This is a genomic window from Acidovorax sp. Leaf73 (genome assembly GCF_916855635.1).
In the GTDB taxonomy this organism is placed as follows: domain Bacteria; phylum Pseudomonadota; class Gammaproteobacteria; order Burkholderiales; family Burkholderiaceae_C; genus Acidovorax; species Acidovorax facilis.
The window spans coordinates 137,660-157,865 of the sequence record NZ_CAKASI010000007.1; the positions used below are offsets into that span (position 1 = coordinate 137,660).

The following is a 20,206-nucleotide window of genomic DNA, read 5'->3' on the forward strand; positions in this document are numbered from 1 at the left end:
TCCTCAGTCTTCAAAAATGGCGACCGCGCGCGTCCAGCCTGCCGAGGCACCGCGGATCTTGTGGGGGAAGCAGCTGATCGTGAACCCCGTGGCCGGCAGCGCCTCCAGGTTGTGCAACTTCTCAAGATGGCAGTAGCCGATGTCGCGGCCCGCCTTGTGGCCCTCCCAGATCAGGGCCTTGTTGCCCGTCTCGGCCACGCGCTGGGCGGTGTACGAAAACGGCGCATCCCAGCTCCAGGCATCGGTGCCCGTGAGGCGCACACCGCGCTCCAGCAGGTACATCGTCGCTTCGTAGCCCATGCCACAACCGGCGCCCAGGTAGTCCTTGTGCCCGTAGCGCGACCCAGCCCGGGTATTGACCACCACGATGTCGAGCGGCTGCAGCGTGTGGCCGATGCGGGCCAGCTCGGCCTCCACATCGGCCGCAGTGGCCACATAGCCATCCGGCAGGTGGCGGAAGTCCAGCTTCACGCCCGGCTGAAAGCACCACTCCAGCGGCACCTCGTCAATGGTGATGGAGGGGCGGGCACCGCCGTTCTTTGCATCCTGCGTGGAATGAAAGTGCCACGGCGCATCCAGGTGGGTGCCATTGTGCGTGGTCAGCGTCACCCATTCGGCAGCCGCTGCTTCGCCGTCGGGGTAGTCCTCGGGCTGGGTGCCGGGGATCATGGTCATGAACTCGGGCAACGTATCGGCGTGTTTCTGGTACGTGATCTTGGGCGCCAGGGGCGGCGGGTCGGAGAGCACGTCGTTCTCGAGGTAAATGGACAGGTCCACGAAGCGGCGTTGGGGTTTGGTCATACGGGCACAGGAGTTGGCGCTGAACGCGACCGAAACGGGAGCGTTCAGCAGGGCATGGAATAGAGAAGGCAAACGTTGTCACGCCACCCCGGGCAAAGGCTTCGCTTTGTGAGGGGCGCGGTGGATGCGCGCAAATGCATAGACGGCCACTGCGTCAATCACGAGGGCCGCCGCCCCCAGGCTGCCATAGCCCCAGGCCTTGACCAAGGTGCCGCCGAGGATGGGCCCAATGGCCGCGCCGAACATGAGCATGGCGGGGGTGGCGGCCAAGGCACGGCCGCTGGGGTCCAGCCGCGCCAGCACGCCAAAGGCAAAGGTGTGCGTGAAGATCATCACGGCCGCAAACACGGCGGCGGCTGCGGCATAGGGCGCAAACACGGGCGAGTTCATGATCACCACCACCAGCAAGGCCTGGAGCGCAGGCCCTGCCAGCAGCACGCTGCGGGCAGCCCAGCGTTTTTCCAGCACTGCGGCCAACGCTGCGGGAAAGAGGTTGATGACGCCCAGGGCAATCAGCACGCCGGTGACGGCCTGAAGTCCGTAGCCCCGGTCACTGCCCACGCGCTCCAGAAAGCTGAAGGTCATGGACTGCACCAGCCCGAGCGCCGCGATGCCCAGCACGCCCCACCAGACCGCAGCGGGCAGAGGCGCAGCCGGAGCCCGCGAAGTGGCCGCGCCGCCTACGCTGTCGGCCTCGGGAAACGCCAGAGCCGCCACCACCGCTCCCACTGCCATGACGCCGGCAAAGACCTGGAACAGCGCGGGTCCACCCAGCTTGGCCACCAGCACGGGGGTGCCCCCCAGGAACGCGATGGCAAATACCCCCAGTGCCATGCCCACCAGGGCGAACATGCGGTGGGGGTTGAGGCTGCGGGCAATGGTGCCATGGGTAACGCTCAGGGCCGTGCCGGCCGCGATGCCAGCTCCGGCATGCAACAGCGCCAACAGCGCAAACTGGGTGGTGGTGGAGGCCGCGGCAAACGCCACGGCAGCGCCGGCAAAGCCGCAGGTCGCCACGGCGCGCCCGCGCAACAACTGAAAGAACGGCGCCAACACCAGGCTGGCGGCCACCGCTCCAGCCAAAAACAGCGTCGCCAGCAAGCCGGCCTGCTGCGGGTCGAACCGGTACACCGATATCAGCGTGCCCACCCAGACGGGCAAGGCCACCAGATCCACCATGCCTGCGCAATGGCCCACCATCAGGGCCACCCGGCCCCGCAGCGATTGGGTTGTGATCATGCGCACCTCGCCTCAGATGGGTTGGGACAACGCCATGAGGGACTCGCGCATGATGCGCGAGTGCTCCTCCTTGTCGCCGCCTTCGATCTCGATCTCACCCAGCCGGGCGGAGTTTTCGACCACCATGCGGCAGCGCTCCCAGCGCCGGGCTTCAAAGGCCGACAACGCGGTCGGTACATCGCCCGCCCGCGCCAATTCATCGGCCAGCACCAAGGCGTCCTCGATACCGATACAGGCCCCGGACGCCAGATGCGGCGTGGTGGCGTGCACCGTGTCACCAATCAGCACCACCCGGCCGCGCGACCACGGGCGTGGCATGAGCAGGCCTTCGAGCGGGCGAAACACAATCTGTGAATCCGGTCCGATCTGGCTGCGGATGGACTGCAGCGTGGGTGCGGAAAACCCGTCGAGCAATGCGCGCAAACGGTCCGCAAAGGTGGCCGGATCAACATGGTCGTTGGTCGGGCGCGGCTCGGTGACGAAGAGGTACATCTCAGTCTTGGAGACAGGGTTCACGCCGGGTTTGATCTTCGGGCCCATCCACATCGTGGCGGTCTCGATCTCTGGCGGCTTGGGAAGCACGGCACGCCACACGGCCTGGCCGCTGTAGCGCGGCTGGGGTGCGTTTTCAAACACCGTCTCACGCACCTTGGAGTACAGGCCATCGGCACCGATCACCAGGTCATAGCGCTGGCGCTGTCCATCGGTGAAGGTGACCTGTACGCCATCGGCCTCTTGCTCAATGGCAGAGAAGGTGCAGCCCAGGCAGACGTTGGCGCCCGCCGCGCGGGTGGCCTCGGCCAGGATGCGGGCCAGCACCGGGCGCATGATGGCGCCACCGCCCGGGATATCGTCCCCCGCAATGCGGGGCGTGGGCAAGGTGGCCATCTGAGGGCCGTGGGGCAGGTGCAGGTTCACGCCGTCCGAGGCGTTGCCCTGCGCCAGAAACGCTTCGAGAATTCCCAGGCGCCGAAACGCCCGCAGCGTGGCGCCCCCCAGGCTGATGCCCGCACCGTAGCTGCGCCAGCCGGGGTCGATCTCTACGAGGTCCACCTGCGCACCCAGCTTGCGCAGTTCGATGGCGGCTGCCATGCCTGAAAAGCCCCCGCCGATGATCAAAATGCGTTGATGAGAAAGGCTCATGGGTTTGTCTCCTTGTGATTTGTATGGGCGATATGGATCTCGCCGTTCGCTTGTACTGTCAATGGCACGGGCACCAAGGCGTCGCCCAGGCACGGACCCAAGGTACACAACCCGGTGGTGATGTCAAACAGCGCACCGTGGGCCGCGCAGACGATGCGATCACCCACCGCATTCAGGTACTTGTCCTTGCGCCATGCCATGGGGGTGTCCAGGTGGGGGCACAGATCGGCATAGGCGTACAGCCGCTCGCCCTGGCGCACGATGAGCACCGTGTCCTGCCCACGGCCTGCGGGGTCAAAGCCCCGCGATTCACCATCGGGCAGATCGTTCCAGTGGCAGAGCTTCATGGTCGGCTCTCAGTGCGGTGCACCCGCAGGTGGCGGGCCCGAAGGCGCCCACTTCTCGCGGTGTTGAAAGAGGAAGAGCTGCGAAGCATCGGCACTCATCGGCACCTCGCGCGCGGCCCAGGTGTCGTCATGCTGGTCCATGTCGGCGTCGTACTCCACGTGGCAGCCCAGGGGCGAGTTGAAGTACCAGAACCAGTTGCTGCCAAACTTGTGGCGCCCCGGCCCCCAGAAGCTCTGGTAGCCCTTCTCGACAAAGCGGGTGCCGGCCAGCAACACATCGGTGGGGCCACCCATATGGAAGGTGAAGTGTTCGCAGCCCTTCATGAACGGCGGTGTCTGGATCATGAACAAGGTGTGGTGGTCTTGCGTGCCCGCAGGGCGCAAGAACGGTCCCACACCCGTGAAGCGATCGGTGCACACAAAGCCCAGTCGGACGTAGAACGCCTCAGCCTTGGCCGCGTCGGGCACGAAATACACCACATGCGACAGCGAACGGGGCCGCGCCGCCATGTCGGGCGACAGGCCCAGGGCGTTGGGCCCACGCTGCGGGACGGCACCGGGCGCGTTCACGGCCTCGGCAGGCAATGCCAGCGGCTTGCGCACCGTGACCTGGAAAGCGAGGGCAAAGCCCAAGTCATCGGTGGTGCGCAGCACACCGCCCTGGCGCACCACGGCGCGGTCGCGCGCCAGCTCGGCTTCGATGGCGTCGAGCGTGGCCGCATCTGCGACCCCGTAGACCGTTTCGCGCAACATGCTGGCAGTGCCCAGCGCGGGTGGCAGGGAAGGATCGCCCTGGGAGCGGATCTCCACGCACGTGCCGTCCAGCGCTTCAAAGCGCCCACCAGCAGCGGTGACGCCCACGGGAGTGAGTCCGTAGTCGGTGAGGTACTGGGCGCAGGCAGCGACGTCGTCCACGCCAAAAACGAGCGCGTCGGGTCCAATGATGTTCATCTGTTGATCCTTGGTTGTAGTGGTTGTCAGGGCAGGTGCGGGGCTCTCAGGCGGTATGACCACCCAGGGTCTGGGCCACCCAGTCAGCGATGTAGTGGCCGGCGTTGATGCTGTTGTCAAAGCTGGCGTGCTGCGATCCACCCTCGCGGTCGGTGAACACCTTGAGTTCGCGCTGGGGGCTGTTGACCAGCTGCTCGTAGGTGCGGTGCGCCCACTTGAGCGGGATCTGCGAGTCGCGCTCGCCGTGCGTGACCAGGAAAGGCACCTTGATCTTCTCGACCACGCCATCGAGGTACACGTTTTCCGCGATGTGCATGAATTCGTCCACGTCCTTGGCGCCCCAGACCCAGCACACGTGAGCCCAGTAGTGCGGCACGGGGAAGTCGCCCTCTTTTTCCAAACGGCGCTTTTGCACATCACGCCAGTCGTGGTTGGCGCCCCAGGCCACGCCACAGGCAAAACGCGGCTCCATGGCCACGGCACGCGGGCAGTAGTAGCCGCCCAGCGAAACGCCCTCGCAGCCGATGCGCTTCGGGTCCACGTCGGGGTGCTGTTCCAGCCAGTCCACCACGCGGCTCGCCCAGTGTTCGGTGTCGTACCGTGCCGTCAGCCCGTGCAGCCGCAGCGCCTCGCCCGTGCCTGGCTGGTCCACCACCAGGGAGGACACACCGCGTTGGGCCAGCCATGCTGGCAACCCGACCAGATACTTCATTTCCTTGGTCGAATCCAGGCCGTTTAGCTGCACGAGCAATGGCGCCCGCTCCCCCGATTTCAGACCATGGGCCGGGTAGTACAGCGCCGACAGGTGCTTGCCTTCATAGGGAATCTCCACCCGTTGCACCCGGTCGCCCAGCAACTGCGAACCCTTGAGAAACAACTCCAGCTCGCGCTGGTAGACGGCAAGCCGCCCGGGCGCGTTGTGCGCCTGCAAGCGCTCGGCGGTGATCAGATAGCTGGAGGCGCGGCGGTATTTCTCCCCAGCTGAATACAGCCAGCCGCGCGCTTCATCTTCTTCGGCCAAGCCGCAGAGCTTGTCCGCCATGCGCACCCAGGTTTCACGGAAGGCCTGCGTGCCAGCGGCATCGGGCGCCTTGGCGGCCTCTTGCAGCGGAGCGCACATCTCCTCGATTTCACCGATGCGTGCGCCCATCTCGATGGCCAGATCGACCGAGAGGTTCCAGACGTAGTTGGTAGGAAAGTACTTGAACATAGGATCACTTTGCGGGGGCTTGGGAGGCACGCGGGCCAATGCCCAGCGTGCCAAAAAAGACGGCCGTGGGCGCGTCGGAAAAGTCGGGAACAAAGCGGAAGGACTGGATCCGCCCATCGGTCACACGGAGCACATCGCGGCCCACGATGCGTTCCACACCGGCACGGCGATACAGCTCGCTGCGCACCTCCAGCAGCGCAGACACCCGGTCCCCATCCACCTCGGTGCTCAGCACAGACAAGCGGGCCTGCGGTCGAACCACCGTGGCGTCGATGTAGTGCGCCAGGCAGCTGGGGTTGTCCATGGCCGGAGTGCAGCCGGGAAAATCCGATCGCTCCACCTCCGGCGCGATGAGCGCGCGCACGGCGGCCATGTCACCCGCGTGCACTGCGGCGATATAGCTATCCAGCACTGCGGCCGGTTGGGGGCTGGGCTGGGCCTGCGCGTTGACGCATGCCAGCAACAGACCGGCAGCAACGCACATCGTGTGGGTCGTGGTCATGGTTCCTCCTCGTTGTCAGTCAATGAGCGCCTTGCGGTACCCCGTGCACGTCGTGCGCGGTTGGACGGGCGTTGGCGACGGGCGCCGCAGGCTTGAGTAAAAAGTGGGCCAGCGCGGGCAACAACACCAGCGCCCCCAGCATGTTCCAGAGGAACATGAACGCCAGCAGCAAACCCATATCGGCCTGGAACTTGATCGGGCTCGCCACCCAGGTGATCACGCCCACAGCCAGCGTCACGCCCGTCAGCATCACGACCTTGCCGGTGAACAGCAGGGCGCGGTAGTACGCCTCCGACAGGCTCTTGCCTTCGCGCAGTTGCGACAGCGTGATGGACAGGATGTAGAGCGCGTAGTCCACGCCGATGCCCACGCCCAGCGCAATCACCGGCAGCGTGGCGACCTTTACACCCATGCCCAACGCCACCATCAACGCTTCGGCCAGGAAGGACGTGACCACCAGCGGCAGCACGGCCACCACCACCGCCTTCCACGAGCGGAAGGTCACAAAACACAACACGACCACCGCCCCGTACACCATGAGCAGCATGGTTCGCCACGCGTCCTTGACCACGATGTTGGTGGCCGCCTCAATGCCCGCAGACCCGGCGGCCAGCAGAAACTTGGTGTCTGCCGTGTTGTTGCGCTGGGCAAAGGCCTCGATGTGGCCCACGACGCGCGCCAGGGTGTCGGCCTTGTGGTCGCGCAGATAGACGTACACCGTCAACAACCCACAGGCATCGTTGTAGAGCCCACGGGGTGCGCTGGCCGTCACGGTGTTGAGCATGTCCTGGTTGGGCAAGAACTCGTACCACCGTGGGTTGCCTTCGTTGAGGCCCGACAGGACCCGGCGGTTGAGCAGAGAGAGCGAGTTGGTGCTCTCGACGCCGTCGATCTGGCGCAGCTCCCATTCGAGCGCATCGACCTTGTTCAGCGCATCGAAGTGGGAGCACTGGCCCTCAGGCGTCTTGACCATCACCGCCAGCACGTCACTGCCTGCGCCATAGGCTGCGTTCATGAATCCCACATCGCGGTTGTAGCGGCTGTCTGCGCGCAACTCGGGCGCCCCCGGGTCCAGGTCGCCAATCTTGAGCTGCGTGCTGACAAGAAAGCCCCCCACCCCCATGACCAGCCCGGCGGCAACGGCCACCGTGGCCCAGGGCCGCTGGGTGAAGCGGTCGAGCAGAGCCCACAGCGGGTGTTTGGCTGAGCCCGCCGCATCGGCCTGTTCGGCGCGCAGGCTGCGCTCGGCAGCTACCGCACTGACGCCGGTGTAGCTCAACAAAATGGGCAACAGGATCAGGTTGGTGAAGATCAGCACCGCCACGCCAATCGACGCGGCAATCGCCAATTCGCGGATGACCTGGATGTCGATGACCAGCAGCACGGCAAACCCAACTGCGTCTGCCAGCAGGGCCGTCAAGCCCGCGAGGAACAGGCGCCGGAAGGTGAAGCGCGCAGCCACCAGCTTGTCCACGCCCCGTCCCACGTCCTGCATGATGCCGTTCATCTTTTGCGCACCATGGCTCATGCCGATGGCAAACACCAGAAACGGCACCAGAATGGAATAGGGGTCAAGTGCATACCCCAGCACGGGCAGCAGGCCGAGCTGCCAGACCACGGCCACCAGCGACGCCAGCACCACCAGCAGCGTGGAACGGATGCAGCGCGTGTACCAGAACACCATGGCCGTAGCGATGGCCACCGCGATGGCAAAGAACACCAGCACGGCCCGCACGCCATCGATCAGGTCGCCCACGATCTTGGCAAAGCCGGTGACGTGGATCTCCACACCTTCAGCCTCGTACTTTCCGCGCAGAGTCTCCAACTGCCGCGACAGCAGGGCGTAGTCGAGCGACTGGACCTGGGCATCCTTGGCCAGCAGGGGCACAAAGATCACGGTCGATGCGGCATCGCGCGCTACCGTCTGGCCGATCTCTCCGGAGCGCGCCACGTTCGCCGCGAGTTGCTGCAGCTTGGCTGGCGACCCATCAAAACCATCGGGAATGACCGGCCCGCCTTCCAGGCCCTCTTCGGTGACACCCACCCAGCGTGTGGTGGGTGTCCACAGCGACTTCATCCGTGCACGGTCCACACCGGGCAGCAGGAAGACTTCGTCAGACAGGCGGCGCAGCGTGTCCAGGTACTGCGCGTCATAAATGTTGCCTTGTGGGCGTGCAACGGCCACACGCACAGCGTTGCCCAGGCCACTGAGCTCGGATTGGTAGGCCAGAAAATTCTGGATGTAGGGGTGGCTCGTGGGAATAGTCTTTTCAAAGCTGGCATTGAGCTGAAGCCGCGTGGCCTGCCAACCCAGCAGGGCAGTGACCAGGGCACACAGCAACACGACTACGGCTCGGTGGTTGAACAGCGCGCGCTCGATCAACGAGCCCGAGCGGGTATCGAAGGAGGGCACGCTCATGGCCGTGCCTTCTGTGCCACCACAGGCACTACACCGGCTACGCCCAGTGCGAGCAGGGGGCCCTCGCGCTGCGGCAGCAGCGCAGACGGCACGGGTACGGGCGCCGCGTTCAGGGGCACCAGTGCCTCGCCCTGCCGGCGTAGCACTGCGCCCGCCTGTGTGGCAAACCACAGTCCGCCATTGCCGTCGTCGGCCACGGCGGTGATCGCGCTCTGCGTGGGCGATGCCAGCTGCGACCAGGTGTTGCCCACGTCGACCGAGCGCCAGGCGTTACCCCGCAGGCCCGCCAGGACCGCATGCCCGTTGGCCTGCAGCTCGCCCGCAAACCAGCTGCCCTTGTAGGGCGACGGCAAGGCATCAAACGTAGCTCCGCCATCGCTGGAGCGGGCGAGCAGCCCCTGCTCACCCGCCAGCAGCAGGGTATTGCCCTGGCGCCGCGCCACATACCAGTGCAGGGCCTTGGGATTGGGCAACCTGCCCATCCAGGACGCCCAGGTCTGTCCACCATCGGCGGTGTAGAAGGCCAAGCCATAGGCGCCCACCGCCAGCATGCGCTGGGCGTCCCACACCACCACATCCATGAAGGGCTTGTCCGGGCCATCGGCCACCAGGCGATCTGCGTCCTGCTGCGCCTGGGGCGTGGTAGCGGCCGCCTTGGCCAACGCGGCCAGGCGGCGGCCGTCCAGCCGCAGCACCCAGCTGGCGCCAGCATCGGCCGTAGTCAGCACCGTGCCGCCATGCCCCACGGCCACACCGTGGCGTTCGTCCGCGAAGCGCACCATCGTCAGGCTCACACTGACCGGGCAGGCCGCCTGTTGCCAGGTCACGCCCCGGTCGTCGGACAGCGCGACCACTCCGCGCTCGCCCACCGCCACCAGCCGCTGCCCTGCAGCGGCAGCTGCCAGTAGCACGGCGCGCTGAGGTGCCTTCACGCTCAGTGCGGGGCGCTGAAGTGCATCCCCCACTTGTGCGAAGGCGCAGCCCGCCCCCGCCGCAGCGATGGCTGCAGCTACATAGATCGCAACACGCATGGTTCAGTCCCGCTCAGCGGACACCCTCGCCCGCCATGGCATCGGGCGAGAAGAAGCTGTCCGGGCGACGCGGCACGATCTTGTAGTGCTGGTTGCGCTCGTTGACCACGCCGCTGGCATACCAGGCACCAGAGATCAGGTCGTTGAAGCCCCACTGCTGCTGCGGCGTGGTGGCAGGAAGGTCAGGCATCACCACCGGGTGGGACCAGATGGTCTTCCACAGCTGGCCCTTGGCATCCCAGCGGTCGCCCAGCACGGCCACCCAGGTGTCTTCGTCCACGTAGTAGCGGCTCTTGGGTGCCTGGTGGCGCTGGCCGGGCTTGAGGGTGGCCTCCACCACCCATACGCGGTGCAGCTCCCAGCGCACGTGGTCGGGGTTCAGGTGATTGGCCAGCAGCACATCGCTGTCCTTGGTGGGCGTATGCAGGCGGTTGCTGTTGTAGGGGATCAGCATCTCCTGCTTGCCCACGACCTTCCAGTCAAAGCGGTCGTTGCGCCCGGCAAAGACGTCGATTTCGTCGAAACTTGCCACACCTGCGGTGGCAGGCGTGGGCGTGTCGCAGCAGGCATTGGGCAGCTTGCGCACGCGGCGCTGCCCCGTCAGGTACACCCACGATGCGCTCTTGTCCTGGTCCAGGTGCGACCGGCCCGTGATGGCCTCGCCCGCACGCACCGGTGGGCCGCTGTTGACCAGGCGGATGGTCCAGTACTCGCCTGTGAACTTGTCGTGCTGGCCTTGGGCGTAGTAGGGCATCTGGAAGTCACCACGCCCCTCCACCGACAGCACGCGCTGGCCATTGGCCGTGCCCAGGTAGCCCCGGAAGTCGGCCTGCCAAGCCTCTCCACGCCAGTGAAGTTCATGGTTGGCCATGATCTCCTCGCCGGTCTTTGGGATGGGGAACGGAATGCCACCGTAGGCACCTGTGACCTTCTCACCATCGAGCTTGGCCTGCACGGCATTCTTGGCTGTGTAGTCATACACCCACTGCGGCGCAGCGGCGGTGCGGTGCGTTTTGTACACATCGACCCGGAAGGTCTGCGGGTATTTTTTAAGCAGTGCCTGGGTGCCTTCGGTCAGCTTGCTCGCATGTTCGGCCATGTTGGCGGCAGTGACGCTGTACAGCGGCTTTTCGCCCGCGAACGGGTCGCCCCGGCGCCCGCCATTCTGGAACCCCGCGATGGGGGTGGTGTAGCCACCACTCCACGCGGGGATGGTGCCCTCCTTGTTGCCGGCGCGCTCGGCCCCCAGGGGAGTCAGCTCGGTTTTGAGTTTGGCGGCTTCCTCGGCGCTCACGGCGGCGTGTGCAGCGCCCAGGGCCACAGACGACAGCAGGCAGGCGCCCGCGATGTGCAGGTAGTGCTTCATGACAGAGTTCCAGATCAGAAAGTGGTGCGGACCGAGAGCGTCAGCGAGTTGCGGTCTTTGAGCGCTTGCTTGTATTGCGCGTTGTTGGCGGCATCGAGCGTGGGCGCGGCCTTGCCCAGGTAATGCACATAGTTCAGCGATACGTTCCACGCGCCCAGGTACACCCCGGCCAGACCGAGGTTGATGTCGCCGCCCTTGTCCACCCCAAACCCCGGGCCGACGGCTGACGAGGCTCCGAACGTGTAGCCCATGCCGATGGAGGGGGTGAGATCCAGACCCGGCAGCACCTGCCGGTAGCTGGGCGAATACACCATGCGCACGCCAGTGGCCGATTTGTCGGCATTGGGGTTGAGCATCTGCGCATTGCGTGTGACCTTGGTGCGCTGGTTCCAGGCCACCTCGCCCACAAAGGACGCTTCGCGCGATATCCACGAAGGGCCCAGCGATGCGATCCAGGACACTTGCGCGTGCGCGGTCTCGCCCACCGCGTAGCCCGGGTTGCTGTTGTTGTTGAGGCCCGCATTCACGCCAATGGTGGCCAGGGTGGACTGCCCAGAGCTGGCCAGGGGCGCGTTGTGGCGCACCGAGACTTCGCCCGCGAGCCCCCAGTTGTCAATCGTCTTGGAGAAGCTGGCGCCATAGGCACGCACGCCCTCGTGGTACATCCAGCGATAGCTGCTGGCGGTCAATGCCGGAGGGCGGCCCAAAAGCACGTTGTTGATGTTGCTGGGGGTGGTTGCGTGGTAGCGGATGGCATAGAACCCCAGGTCGGTGTCGATGGATTCCACCCGCCAGCGCAGCTGCAGACCGCCCTGCCCCGAGTTCTTTGCATCCAGGTCCGCCTGCCGGATGAACGTGCCTGTCGCCCCTGCATTGATGCGCTCTGCACCAGGGCCGAGCGAGTCGCTGGTGGAGAGGTAGGCGCTCACCGGCATCAGCCGGGTCTTCTCCCACTCGTAGTTCACGTAAGCGCCCACCGTCACGTCGGACGACAGCTGCACCTGCCCCGAGACCTTGCCAGTCGGCCGGGCCACTTCCTTGAAGGTGGAGTTGGGCACCGACAGCAGCTTGATCAGGTCCAGCGGGGCCTGGCCGCCCGCGATGCCGTTGGCGCCAAAGAACAGGCTCTCTCCCCACAACAGGGTGTGGCGGCCCAGGCGCACCGTGGCTGGCTTGTCGGCCACATCAAAGCGCCCGTACACAAAGGCGTCCAGCAGCTCGGCCTTGCGCCCCATGAGCTTGCGGGTCTCCGCCGGAAACTCGCTCGCAGGGCTGTGGTTGGACGTGAGGCTGGTGTTGTCCGTGTGGCTGTTGTAGACCTGGTCGTACCAGGCCGCCGCACTCAGGCGCGCACCGTAGCTGGGGCCGGTCAGATCCAGCTCGCTGAGCAGGTCCACGCGGTTGGACACCACACCACGCTTGAAATTATTGTTCCCGTCGTTCTGGTTGGCCGTCACGGGCAACACGGAAGACAACTCAGGCAAGGCCGTGTTGAGGCGTCCGGTGAGGCTGTATTTGACGGTGTTGTCCCAGCGCAGCTTCCAGTCGGGGTTGCCGGTGTCCAGCTCGATGGCAGAAACACAGGGGGTGACAGCCAAGGTGGCAAGGGCCAGTGCGAGGCGGCTTCTGCGGCTTTGGGCCGCACCCCGCCGCACTGCGCCTGATGGGCAGTGTTTCATCGTTTGTCTCCGTTCTGTTTTTTGCGAATCTGATGACCAAAGGGGCTGGACATCGGTTCGGTGGCTACTGTAGGGAGTAAGCTCGCATTCGAAAAATGGATTTTTCGGATTCCATCAATTGACATCGCGAATATCAACGTTTACCCGTAGCCCATGCGATTCAACAAACTCGACCTGAACCTGCTGGTGGCGCTGGACGCGCTGCTGACCGAACGCAACATCAGCCGCGCGGGCGAGCGCATACACCTGAGCCAGCCCGCCACCAGCAATGCGCTGGCGCGGCTGCGTGCGTATTTCGACGATGAATTGCTGGTGCCGCAGGGCCGTCAGATGGTGTTGACGCCCCGCGCTGAGGCGCTGCTGGACCCGGTGCGTGAAGTGCTGATGCGCATCGACAGCACCATCGCTGAGAAGCCCCGTTTTGACCCCTCTACCGACACCCGGAGCTTCACGCTGCTGGTGTCAGACTTCACCACCACCGTGTTCATGCAGCCGCTGATCGAGAGGCTGTTTCACGAAGCGCCCGGGGTGCAAGTGCATCTGCGGGCGCAAAACGCCCGCCCTGTGGAACAGCTGGAGGAGTACGGGGCCGACATGCTCATCATCCCCGAGCAATATGTGTCGGCCAAACACCCGAGCATGACGCTGTTCGAGGAGACATACATGTGCGTCACCTGGACGGGCAACCCTCACATCCAAGGCCAGCTCAGCTTTGACGACTACCTGGCGGCGGGACATGTGGTGGCCGACTACTCCGGCGCGCGGCAGATCCCCGCGTTCGATGGCTGGTTTCTGGAGCGCTTCGGCGTCAAGCGCCGCATCGAAGTCACCGCGCCCACCCTCGCATCCCTGCCCAGCCTGGTAATAGGCACGGCACGCATTGCCACCGTGCACAAGCGCCTTGCTCAACGCGCGCTGCAGTACGGGCTGCCCATCCAGGTGTGGGAGCCCCCCCTGGAAATCCCGGTGATGCGCCAGACCCTTCAATGGCACCGCCATCGGGACAAGGACCTGGCTCTGCAGTGGTTGCGCGAGCGCGCGATCGAGGTGGCAGCGCATATTTAGAAGGTATGCGGAGCACGCATTCCAACAGGGCGCGAGGAATGTCCTGTTTTGATCGAGATCCGGCCCATCGGTACCGGCCACACCCAGCGTGCCCACGCACAATCTCCCCATCCAGCCAGACCCTTCTACGGCCTCACCATGAATTTGCCCCTGCGCCCTCGTGATCTCGCCCTCGCCCTGCTCGTCATCGTCGTCTGGGGGCTGAACTTTGTCGTGATCAAGGTGGGCGTGGCCGACATCCCTCCCATGCTGCTGGGCGCGCTGCGCTACCTTCTGGCGGCGTTTCCGGCGCTGCTGTTCGTCAAGCCACCCAAGGTGCCGCTGCGGCTGTACCTGCTGTACGGTATGACCATGGCCGTGGGCCAGTTTGCGCTGCTGTTCACCGCCATCCACATGGGCATGCCTTCGGGCCTGGCCTCGCTGGTGCTGCAGGCGCAGTCGTTCTTCACGCTGCTGCTGGCCGCCTGGTGGCTGCGTGAGAAATGGCTAGGCAACCAGGTGGCGGGCCTGGCGCTGGCAGGCGTGGGGCTGGTGCTGATTGGCAGTGCACATGGGGCCTCCATGCCGCTGGCGGGCTTCGCGCTGACCGTGGCGGCGGCAGCGCTGTGGGGCTGCGGCAATATCGTGACCCGCGCCGTGGGGCGTTATGGGCCGATGAACCAGTTTGCCTTCATCGTCTGGTCCAGCCTGGTGGCGCCCCTGCCGTTTGTGGCCCTGGCGCTGGTGATGGACGGCCCCGGTGCTGTGCTGGCAGCGGTGCAAAACCTGTCGCTGAAATCCATGGCCGCCGTAGCCTACATCGCGTGGATCTCCACGCTGCTGGGCTTCGGGCTGTGGACCTACCTCATGTCGCGCTACCCCGTGAACCGCGTGGCGCCGTTCACGCTGCTGGTGCCCGTGGTGGGCCTGAGCACGGGCTGGGTGGTATTTGGCGAGCAGTTGCTGCCTGTGCACTTTGCGGGCGCCGGGCTGCTGATGGCGGGGCTGGTGGTCAACCTGTTTGGCGGCACCGCCTGGACCGCGGTGATGGGGCGGCTGCGCGGGGCGCAATAAAGAAATGGGGCTTGCGCTACACCGCCAGCGGCAGCTCGGTGGTCGAAAGCACATTGCGCAGCACCATGAATGAGCGCACCTGCCGCACGCCCGGCAGGTAGAGCAGTTGCTCGGCGTGCAGGCGATTGAAGCTGTCGTTGTCGCGCGTGCGCACCAGCATGAAGTAGTCAAACTCGCCAGTGACTACATGGCATTCCATGCAGCCCGACACCTTGGCTGCCGCCTTTTCAAATTCGGCAAACGACTCGGGCGTGGAGCGGTCCAGCACCACGCCAATCATCACCAGCATGCCCGCCCCCACGGCCTGGGGGTTGAGCAGCGCCACCACCTTGTCGATGAGCCCCAGACGCTTGAGACGCTCCACCCGGCGCAGGCAGGCGGGTGGGCTCAGGTGCACCTTCTCGGCCAGGGCCACGTTCGACAGCGACGCATCGCGCTGCAGCTGGCGCAGGATGGCTTTGTCGGTGCGGTCCAGCTCGGCCGAGACATCGGCCTGCGGCACATTCTTGACACGAACTTTTGTTGCGTACATAGATTATTCAGAGAAATATTTTCCGCTCATATTCTCTTTCATAAACCTTTTACGCTGAAATTCGAACAAATTTTGCAACCACGTGATGCGCGCATTTTTCTACGATGAACGCACTGCAAGCCCCCCCGCTTGCGCCTTCTCTTCATCGACCGGAAACCGCCATGAACCTGCAGAAATTTGCCCGCCACCCGCTCACCTTCGGCCCCTCGCCCATCACACCGCTGCCGCGCCTTTCGGCCCACCTGGGCGGCAAGGTGCACCTGTACGCCAAGCGCGAAGACTGCAACTCGGGCCTGGCTTTCGGCGGCAACAAAACCCGTAAGCTCGAATACCTCATCCCCGAAGCGATTGCAGGCGGCTACGACACGCTGGTGTCGATTGGCGGCATCCAGTCCAACCAGACGCGCCAGGTGGCTGCCGTGGCGGCGCACCTCGGCATGAAGTGCGTGCTGGTGCAGGAAAACTGGGTCAACTACTCCGACGCGGTGTACGACCGTGTGGGCAACATCGAGATGAGCCGCATCATGGGCGCCGATGTGCGCCTGGATGCTGCGGGCTTCGACATCGGCATCCGCCCCAGCTGGGAGCAGGCCATGGACGATGTGAAAAAGGCCGGTGGCAAGCCCTTCCCCATCCCGGCCGGTTGCTCCGAGCACCCGTATGGCGGCCTGGGCTTTGTGGGCTTTGCCGAAGAGGTTCGCCAGCAGGAAAAAGAGCTGGGCTTCCAGTTCGACTACATCGTCGTGTGCTCGGTCACGGGCAGCACGCAGGCCGGTATGGTGGTGGGCTTTGCGGCCGATGGCCGGGCGCGCAAGGTGATCGGCATCGACGCCTCGGCCAAACCCGAGAAGACCCATGCGCAGATCCTGCGCATCGCCCAAAACACCGCCAAGCTCGTGGAGCTGGGCCAGGAGCTGACCGCCGAAGACGTGGTGCTGGACACCCGCTACGGCGGCCCTGAGTACGGCCTGCCCAACGAGGGCACGCTCGAAGCCATCCGCCTGTGCGCGCGCCAGGAAGGCATGCTCACCGACCCGGTGTACGAAGGCAAGTCCATGCACGGCATGATCGACATGGTGCGCAAGGGCGAGTTCCCCGAAGGCTCCCGCGTGTTGTACGCGCACCTGGGAGGCGTGCCAGCGCTCAACGCCTACAGCTTTCTTTTTCGCAACGGCTGATGCGTCCAGCGAGCAGCACCGGCTGGCACCGCTGGCCGGGCTGTCGTTGATCTGAGTGGCCCTGGCCTCGATGCTGGAGGCCTACGCTTTTCCCCTCCAAGGAGTGCCCCATGAAGTGCTTGCAGATCGACAGACGGCGTAGCGTGATCCACTTGGGAGCAGCCCTCGCGGGGCTGGGACTCGGCACGCCGTGGCTGGCGCACGCCGAAGGCTATCCGGCCAAGCCAATACAGCTCATCGTTCCCTTCCCGCCAGGTGGCGCCGTGGACATCGTGGGTCGGACGATCAGCAAGAAGCTGGGCGACCGCCTGGGCCAGCCCATCGTGATTGAGAACAAGGCGGGTGCCGGCACTGTGGTCGGAGCGGCCTTCGTGGCCAACGCACCCGCCGATGGTTACACGCTATTGATCAGTTCGGGCTCCACATTCACCGTGAATCCGGCGCTCAATGCCAAGCTGCCCTACGACCCCGTCAAGAGCTATGAGCCCATCGGCATGGTGGCCCGCGTGCCGCTGATCCTGCTGGCAAACCGCGAGGTGCCCGTGGGCAATCTCAAGCAGCTGATCGGGGCGGTGCAGCGCACCCCCGACAAGTTTTCCTACGGCTCCTTTGGCAACGGCACCACCGGCCACTTCGCGGCAGAGCTGACGTGGTCTGCCGCCGGCATCAAGGTGATGCACGTGCCCTACCGAGGCAGCGCGCCCGCCATGAGCGACCTGATGGGCGGGCAGATCCCGTTCACCATCGACACCGTGGCCGCAGCGCTGCCACAGCTCAAGGCGGGCAAGATCAAGGCCATTGCAGTCACTGGCGCCACGCGGGCCACGCAACTGCCCGACGTGCCTACGGTGGCGGAAAGTGGCTTCCCCGGGTTCTCGGCCGACTCCTGGCTGGCCGTGGTTGCGCCACGCGGCTTACCCGCCGAGGCCAAGGCCAAACTGCACAAGGCCCTGGCCGACACCCTGGCGGACGCGGAGGTCCGCAGCAAGCTCATCGCCGCCGGGCTGGAGCCGTCGTACGCCACGGGCGATGCCGTGCTTACGCAGATCGAAGACGAGTTGCCACGCATGCGTGCAATTGCACAGCGCGCGCAGATCCGCGCGGATTGAACGCCGCGCGAGGCCCCTTGCTTTTGGCGTTTTTTGACTCTCAGCCCCGCAGCCAGGCCAGCATGTGCGGATAGGCCGGGGTTCCGCCCGGCAGGACCTGCGCGGGCAGCAGGGTGAGCCCCGCAGCAGCCAGGCCCGAGGCGCCCAGGTACACCCCCAGCTCAAAGGTGGTGCGCAACCCGACGGAGCGCCCGTGGTAACCGCCGTCATGGAACAGCACGGCGGAATCCAGCCCCAGGTGCCGAGTGGCCGCCCAGGCCCAGGCCGTGGCTTCGATCTCACCACCGTGGGCCACCTCGGGCAGGTCCTGCAGCGCATCATCCAGGGTGGACCGCAGCGCCGTGGGTACCACCGCCAGGTGGCCCGCTTCGTGCAGCAGGTCTCCAGGCCAGCGCAGCCGCGCCCGGTCCACACGCAGGCCACCCCGCTCGATGCGGACGCCGGGTAGAAAACTGCCTTCGGGGACCTCGGCCTCGCAGACCGCAAGGCCGATGCTGCGCAGGAAGGCCAGGATGCGGTCCGTCAATGCGCCGTGGTCCGCCGCTGCCGCTGCAGCGTTGGAGGATTCTTCACGGCTCATGCTTGCAGCAGGTCCGCCACCCGGGTGCGCAGCAGCGCAGGCTGCACCTGCGTCGATGCCACCGGGCGGCCCACATTGAGCCCCACACGGCTGAAAAATCCCCGCCGGAACGGTCGCACCATGGCGCCGCCCTGCTCGATACGGCTGAAGTACGAGCCCCACAAATTGGTCAGCGCCATAGGGATCACCGGGGCTTCAACACCCTCTGCGCGCGCGCGCTCGATGATCTTCATGATGCCGCCCTTGAACTCCTGCAGCTGCCCGTCCTTGGTGATTCCACCTTCAGGGAAGATGGCCAGCAGATCGCCCTCGCGCAGCACCTGCGCGGCGCGGTCGAAAGCGGCTTCGTAAGTCTTGGGGTCTTCCTTGTAGGGTGCAATCGGAATCGCCTTGGCGAGGCGAAACAGCCAGCCCAGCACCGGCACGCGGAAGATGCGGTGGTCCATCACGAAGTAGATGGGGCGCGGGCTGGCCGCCATGAGCAACACGGCATCGACAAAGCTCACATGATTGCAGGCCAGGATGGCCGCGCCCGCCGAAGGCAGGTTCTCGTCGCCCTGCACCTTGAAGCGGTACACGAAGCGCGACGACACCCAGGCCACAAACCGCAGCAGGTACTCGGGCACCAGCATGAAGATATAGAACGCCACCACCGCGTTGGCGATGCCGGTGAACAGGAATATCTGCGGCACCGTGAAGCCCGCGCCCAACAAGGCACCGGCGATGAGCGAGCTGGCGATCATGAACAGCGCGTTGAGGATGTTGTTGGCCGCGATGATGCGTGCGCGGTGCGTGGGCTGGCTGCGCATCTGGATCAGTGCGTACATGGGCACGCTGTACAGGCCAGCAAACAGGCTGAGCAGCAGCAGGTCCATCATCACGCGCCAGTGGGCGCCCTGGGCCATGAAGGCGGCCAGACCCATGATTTCAGACGGCGGCAGGCTGCGCGACGCAAAGTACAGGTCGATGGAGAACACGCTCATGCCGATGGCGCCCAGCGGCACCAGGCCGATCTCCACATGCCTGCGCGAGAGCACCTCGCACAACAGCGAGCCGATGCCGATGCCAATCGAAAACACCACCAGCAGCAGCGACGCCACCTGCTCGTTGCCATGCAGCACGTTCTTGGCGAGGCTGGGGAACTGGCTCAGGAACACCGCGCCAAAGAACCACATCCAGCTGATGCCCAGCAGCGAGCGGAACACCACGATGTTGCCGTGCGCGAGCTTGAGGTTGCGCCAGGTTTCGGTGAAGGGGTTCCAGTTGATGGTGAGACCCGGGTCGGTGGCGGGCACCGAGGGGATGAAATGCGCCACCGCGCGCCCGACCAGTGCCGCCAGCACGCACGCCACGCCCACCGTGGTGTGGCCAATGCCGGGGATGGCCACCAGCAGGCCGCCCGCCACATTGCCCAGAAGAATGGCCACAAAGGTGCCCATCTCGACCATGCCGTTGCCGCCCGTGAGTTCGCGCTCGCTGAGCACCTGGGGCATGTAGGCGAACTTGACCGGTCCAAACAGCGTGGAGTGCACGCCCATGAGGAAGGTGCACAGCAGCAGGATGGGGATGTTGCCGCCGATGAAGCCCACGGCCGCCACCAGCATGATGGCGATCTCCATGTTCTTCACGAAGCGGATCATCTTCGTCTTGTCGTACTTGTCGGTGAGCTGGCCCGACGTGGCCGAGAACAGCAAAAACGGCAGGATGAACAGCGCACCAATCACCAGCCCGGCCATGGCGGGCGGCAGCCAGTCCACGCTGAGCTGGTAGGTCACCATCACGGTGAACGCGAACTTGAAGAGGTTGTCGTTGGCCGCGCCGGAGAACTGCGTCCAGAAAAACGGGGCGAACCGCCGCTGGCGCAGCAGGGCAAACTGGTTCGGGTCCTCATGGGTCTGCGTGGGGTTTGGCACGGATGCTGGCGCTGCGCTGGCTGAGGGGGTCTCGGGATGCATGCGTTTCTCCTCGTTTCCGATGGGTTGGCTTGTTGGAATTTTCCGC

General features: G+C 65.3%; 18 protein-coding genes. 4 read left to right on the forward strand and 14 right to left on the reverse strand.

The window, feature by feature from the left end; translation table 11 throughout:
* Positions 1-3: 3 nt before the first annotated feature.
* The 11 genes from LPA35_RS22430 to LPA35_RS22480 all read right to left on the reverse strand — a co-directional run bounded on the left by LPA35_RS22430 (position 4) and on the right by LPA35_RS22480 (position 12,688).
* Entirely contained in the window at positions 4-801 is a 798-nt protein-coding gene (locus tag LPA35_RS22430) for a cyclase family protein (protein WP_218301510.1), read from the reverse strand.
* A gap of 78 nt (positions 802-879) precedes the next feature.
* Positions 880-2,040, reverse strand: coding sequence for an MFS transporter (locus LPA35_RS22435; protein ID WP_228899088.1), 1,161 nt, complete (start codon positions 2,038-2,040; stop codon positions 880-882).
* Positions 2,041-2,052: 12 nt separating this feature from the next.
* Positions 2,053-3,183, reverse strand: a complete 1,131-nt coding sequence (locus LPA35_RS22440; protein ID WP_228899090.1) for an FAD-dependent oxidoreductase — start codon at positions 3,181-3,183, stop codon at positions 2,053-2,055.
* A complete protein-coding gene (locus LPA35_RS22445) occupies positions 3,180-3,530 on the reverse strand; it encodes a Rieske (2Fe-2S) protein (RefSeq protein WP_228899092.1) in 351 nt (116 codons plus the stop codon). The genes LPA35_RS22440 and LPA35_RS22445 overlap by 4 nt, the downstream gene beginning before the upstream one ends.
* A gap of 9 nt (positions 3,531-3,539) precedes the next feature.
* The gene (locus LPA35_RS22450) at positions 3,540-4,481 is read right to left on the reverse strand and encodes a VOC family protein (protein ID WP_121421369.1); all 942 of its coding nucleotides are present in this window, start codon (positions 4,479-4,481) and stop codon (positions 3,540-3,542) included.
* A 46-nt stretch (positions 4,482-4,527) separates the two neighbouring features.
* Positions 4,528-5,691, reverse strand: coding sequence for a S9 family peptidase (locus LPA35_RS22455; RefSeq protein WP_228899096.1), 1,164 nt, complete (start codon positions 5,689-5,691; stop codon positions 4,528-4,530).
* 4 nt (positions 5,692-5,695) lie between these two features.
* Positions 5,696-6,193, reverse strand: a complete 498-nt coding sequence (locus LPA35_RS22460; RefSeq protein WP_228899097.1) for a nuclear transport factor 2 family protein — start codon at positions 6,191-6,193, stop codon at positions 5,696-5,698.
* A gap of 19 nt (positions 6,194-6,212) precedes the next feature.
* A complete protein-coding gene (locus LPA35_RS22465) occupies positions 6,213-8,612 on the reverse strand; it encodes an RND family transporter (protein WP_228899100.1) in 2,400 nt (799 codons plus the stop codon).
* Positions 8,609-9,643, reverse strand: a complete 1,035-nt coding sequence (locus LPA35_RS22470; protein WP_228899102.1) for a hypothetical protein — start codon at positions 9,641-9,643, stop codon at positions 8,609-8,611. The genes LPA35_RS22465 and LPA35_RS22470 overlap by 4 nt, the downstream gene beginning before the upstream one ends.
* Before the next feature lie 13 nt (positions 9,644-9,656).
* Positions 9,657-11,009, reverse strand: a complete 1,353-nt coding sequence (locus LPA35_RS22475; RefSeq protein WP_228899103.1) for a DUF1329 domain-containing protein — start codon at positions 11,007-11,009, stop codon at positions 9,657-9,659.
* 14 nt (positions 11,010-11,023) lie between these two features.
* Positions 11,024-12,688 (reverse strand): DUF1302 domain-containing protein, encoded by a 1,665-nt coding sequence (locus LPA35_RS22480; protein ID WP_228899104.1) that lies wholly within the window; start codon positions 12,686-12,688, stop codon positions 11,024-11,026.
* 153 nt (positions 12,689-12,841) lie between these two features.
* Here LPA35_RS22480 and LPA35_RS22485 point away from each other — a divergent pair, with 153 nt between their 5' ends.
* Entirely contained in the window at positions 12,842-13,753 is a 912-nt protein-coding gene (locus LPA35_RS22485) for a LysR family transcriptional regulator (protein ID WP_228899105.1), read from the forward strand.
* A 138-nt stretch (positions 13,754-13,891) separates the two neighbouring features.
* Positions 13,892-14,806 (forward strand): EamA family transporter, encoded by a 915-nt coding sequence (locus tag LPA35_RS22490; RefSeq protein ID WP_228899106.1) that lies wholly within the window; start codon positions 13,892-13,894, stop codon positions 14,804-14,806.
* Positions 14,807-14,822: 16 nt separating this feature from the next.
* Here LPA35_RS22490 and LPA35_RS22495 read toward each other — a convergent pair whose 3' ends face one another.
* Entirely contained in the window at positions 14,823-15,338 is a 516-nt protein-coding gene (locus LPA35_RS22495; protein ID WP_228899107.1) for an Lrp/AsnC family transcriptional regulator, read from the reverse strand.
* 161 nt (positions 15,339-15,499) lie between these two features.
* On the opposite strand from LPA35_RS22495, the gene LPA35_RS22500 reads away from it, so the two are divergent.
* Both LPA35_RS22500 and LPA35_RS22505 read left to right on the forward strand, forming a co-directional pair.
* The gene (locus tag LPA35_RS22500; protein WP_055401993.1) at positions 15,500-16,516 is read left to right on the forward strand and encodes a 1-aminocyclopropane-1-carboxylate deaminase; all 1,017 of its coding nucleotides are present in this window, start codon (positions 15,500-15,502) and stop codon (positions 16,514-16,516) included.
* 110 nt (positions 16,517-16,626) lie between these two features.
* Positions 16,627-17,625: a tripartite tricarboxylate transporter substrate binding protein gene (locus tag LPA35_RS22505; RefSeq protein ID WP_228899108.1), complete on the forward strand. Its 999-nt coding sequence runs from the start codon at positions 16,627-16,629 to the stop codon at positions 17,623-17,625.
* A 40-nt stretch (positions 17,626-17,665) separates the two neighbouring features.
* On the opposite strand, the gene LPA35_RS22510 is transcribed toward LPA35_RS22505, so the two are convergent.
* Together LPA35_RS22510 and LPA35_RS22515 are read right to left on the reverse strand one after the other, a co-directional pair.
* On the reverse strand, positions 17,666-18,205 hold the full coding sequence (locus tag LPA35_RS22510; protein ID WP_228899111.1) for a hypothetical protein: 540 nt from the start codon (positions 18,203-18,205) through the stop codon (positions 17,666-17,668).
* Positions 18,202-20,160, reverse strand: coding sequence for an MFS transporter (locus tag LPA35_RS22515; protein ID WP_228899113.1), 1,959 nt, complete (start codon positions 20,158-20,160; stop codon positions 18,202-18,204). Before LPA35_RS22515 ends, LPA35_RS22510 begins: the two co-directional genes overlap by 4 nt.
* Between the last annotated feature and the right edge of the window lie 46 nt (positions 20,161-20,206).